Here is a 3,325-nt window from a genome sequence, read left to right as displayed (position 1 = left end):
GCGATCGGCGGCGCGATCGGCGCGATCGCCGGCGGCGGCATCGGCGCCTATATGGACAGCCAGGAGCGCGAATTCCGCCAGGCCCTGGCCGGCACCGGCGTTTCCGTCGTCCGCAACGGCGACATGCTGACGCTGATCATGCCGGGCAACGTTACCTTCCCGACGGATGAATACACGATCCTGCCGAACTTCTATTCGACGCTGAATGCTGTTTCGACGGTGCTGCGCAAATATGACCGTACCGCCGTCAATGTGAACGGCTACACGGATTCGACCGGTTCTGTCGAATATAACCAGAGGCTGTCGCAGGAGCGCGCCAACAGCGTCGGCAATTATCTGGTTCAGTCGGGCGTTGGCGCCAACCGCATTTCCGCCGTCGGCTTCGGTCCGTCCAACCCGATCGCCTCCAACGCCACGCCGGAAGGCCGGGCGCAGAACCGGCGCGTCGAAATCCAGATCTCCGCCGTCAGGATGTGAGGCTCGCACGGCCTGCCGGAAACGACAAAAGGCGCCGCGCGGCGCCTTTTTTCATGCGGGTCCCGCATCCCTCAGCGCAGTCTGAGGTTGACCGGAGCGCGCCCGTCACGATCGGCGCGGATATAGAGATGAATGCGGGCCGCGGGCTGGACGGCGCGCGCGGCGCGCTCGCCCTGGCTGGTCAGAAGCCCGACGAGTTCCCTTGCCTTGTAGCGGCCCTGGAAACGGGCATATTCCGCCAGTTTCTGGGCGGCCTCGTGGAGCGGGTTGAAACCGCTGCGGCGGGCGGTTGCGGGTTCAGTATTGCCTGACATCATGCCGGAACGCTGTTTCCTGTTCACTTCGATCCCCATCGCTACGCAGGACAGATAATGGGCTTTTCCATGGCGCCGAAAGCTTTGCGTTTCTTGCTTTCCGAAACCTTACCGATGAGGCTATCGGAGAAATCTTTCAAAACCCTTTACGAATAAAAAGCCGGCCCGCGATGCGGACCGGCGTTTTATTCAGTCATTCTTTTCCCCGCGCCGCAGCGCGCTCTTTACTTCTTGCGCGTTACTGCAGGCTTGCCCAGCAGCTGACCCCGTTGCGCTTCAGCGCGCGGCAGGCCTTGACCGCCTCTTCCTGGTCGGGGAAGCCGCCGAAGCGGGCGCGGTAGATCTCCTGGCCGCCATTGTTGTAGGCAAGGGCAAAGGGCTCCGATTTGTCGAGCGCGCCGCCGGCCTTGCCCTGCGTGCGGGTCAGCAGCGCGCGGGCGCCCTCGGCGGTCGCGGCTGTGCCGACCTGGACGACCCAGCCGCGCGGCTGGCTGATCGAGGCGGTCTTGATCGAGGTGTCCGGGGCGCTTTCCGAGGCCTGAGCCGCGGGAATGATCGCACCGCCGACGGCATCGGCGACATCGTCGGCCGTTTGCAGCACATCCTCGACGCTCAGCCCTTCGTCATTGTCGGCCGGGCGGCGTTCGCTCGGCAGCGGAACGTTGGAGACGAGCTCGGCCTGGACGCCGGTCAGGCCAGCCGAAGCGGAAGGCGCGGCATTGTCGTTTGCCGCATAGGCGAGCGCGACGCCGCCGTCTGCCGCCGGGCGGGGATAGGGGATCGGGCCTTTTTCCGGGAACACCATGGCGTCGGCGCGGGCGATGACGAAATTGCCGCTCCGGCCGTTGGAAGCCTTGGGCAGGTAGGTCGTCACGAGACGCGTCGCCCACTGGTTGCGGCTTGCCCCGGTCGCGCCGCCCATGACGATGGCCACGATCGAGCGATTGCCGGAGACGGCGGAGGTGGCGAGATTGTAGCCCGAGGCGTTGGTGTAGCCGGTCTTGATGCCGTCAACGCCCTTCACCTGGCCGAGAAGGCGGTTGTGATTGCCGATATTGTACTTGCCGTATTTGAAATTGCGCGTGCCGAAATAGTGATAATATTCCGGAAAATGCTGACGCAGCGCGATGCCGAGACGGGCCTGGTCGCGGGCCGTGGTCTTCTGCGCGCTGTTGGGCAGGCCGTGGGCATTGCGATAGGTCGTGCGCGTCATGCCGAGCGCATGCGCCTTGTTGGTCATCATCGCGGCGAAATTGCTCTCCGAACCGCCGAGATACTCGCCGACGGCGGTGGCGACGTCGTTGGCCGAGCGGGTGATGAGCGCGTAGATCGCGGTTTCGACCGTCACGCTGCCGCCGGCGGGAATGCCGAGCTTGGTCGGCGGTTCCGCTGCCGCGTTCTTCGAAAACGGTATTTTGGTATTGAGCGTTACCCGGCCGTTGTCGAGCGCTTCGAACAGCATGTAAAGCGTCATCATCTTCGTCAGCGAGGCCGGATAGCGCGGCGCATCCGGCGCCTCGCTGTAGAGAACCTTTCCGGTGTTGGCGTCGATCACGATCGCCGCGTCGTTGGAATCGGCGCGGGCCTCGTTGACGGGAAGGCCGGTAAGGAGGGTCGCGAGTGCCGCGAGGACCATCACGGCATTGAGGAACCGGCTCAAACGGAAGCGGCGGTTTGCCTGTCTCTGCATTCGAAAAACTCTTGCGAAATCTGGCGGTTGATGTTTCCTGGCGAAGCCGTGCCGGCATGATACCGGTCGCGTTCATGCATTGCTAGGCTGTGGATCGATCTGATCAAATCGCGGTTAATATTCGTTTAAATTGCCGCGGCGGCATCGTTTATTCCTGTTCTTCGCGCCCGGTGCGCGGCCGCTTTTCCGCTTCGCCTTCTGCCATGCCCGGCGACGCTTTTCAAACATGTTCCGATCGGATAATCAGAAGCCGAACAGGAGCAAGACCCATGCGCACACCGAGAACCGGCGGCGACCCCTTCCGGCCCCAGAGGCGCGAGCCGCCGATCAACCTTCCGCCGGTCGTGCTGGCGGCGCTTGCCGTGCTTTTCGCGATCTTCCTGCTGCAGCAATTCGTTCTCGGCAATGCGGCCAACCTGATGGTGTGGCGGGAATTCGGCTTCATGCCGGTGCGCTATGTCCGTGCGCTGTCCGGGCAGGACTTCGCCTGGCTGTGGTCTCCCTTCACCTATTCGCTTCTCCACGGCGGGTGGAGCCACATCATCTTCAACGCCATCTGGCTGGCGATCTTCGGCGCGCCGGTTGCGCTGCGGCTCGGGCCGGCGCGTTTTCTCTTTCTGTGGCTGACGAGCGCTGTCGCCTCCGCCTTCTTCTTCGCGCTCACGGACTGGGGCGCCGTGACGGTGCTGATCGGCGCTTCCGGCGTGGTGTCGGCCTATATGGGGGCTGCCTGCCGCTTCGTCTTTTCTTGCCGGGCTTCGTATCCGAGCCCACTGAGCAGCCCAGTACGCCCTGAGCCCGAGGCCGCTCCCCGACCGTCGTCATCGTCAGCGTCGAGGAGAGC

The 3,325-nt window shown here is 63.9% G+C and carries 4 protein-coding genes; 2 read left to right on the top strand and 2 right to left on the bottom strand.

Translation table 11 applies throughout. The features are described 5' to 3' along the window. Window positions 1-477, top strand: a 477-nt coding sequence (locus AC5DC2_RS21635) for a YiaD family glycine zipper/OmpA-like lipoprotein (protein ID WP_491699979.1), incomplete at its 5' end; no start/stop codon positions are given. 71 nt (window positions 478-548) lie between these two features. Here AC5DC2_RS21635 and AC5DC2_RS21630 read toward each other — a convergent pair. After that, window positions 549-818, bottom strand: a complete 270-nt coding sequence (locus AC5DC2_RS21630) for a hypothetical protein (protein ID WP_244435593.1) — start codon at window positions 816-818, stop codon at window positions 549-551. Window positions 819-1,029: 211 nt separating this feature from the next. Beyond that, entirely contained in the window at window positions 1,030-2,481 is a 1,452-nt protein-coding gene (locus AC5DC2_RS21625) for an SPOR domain-containing protein (RefSeq protein ID WP_491699978.1), read from the bottom strand. 269 nt (window positions 2,482-2,750) lie between these two features. Between AC5DC2_RS21625 and AC5DC2_RS21620 the strand changes: the two genes are divergently transcribed. Next, window positions 2,751-3,325, top strand: a 575-nt coding sequence (locus AC5DC2_RS21620; protein ID WP_491699977.1) for a rhomboid family intramembrane serine protease, incomplete at its 3' end; no start/stop codon positions are given.

This window comes from Martelella sp., assembly GCF_984369615.1.
Note: the sequence above shows the minus strand (reverse complement) of the source record. Positions and strands in the feature narration are given on the sequence as shown.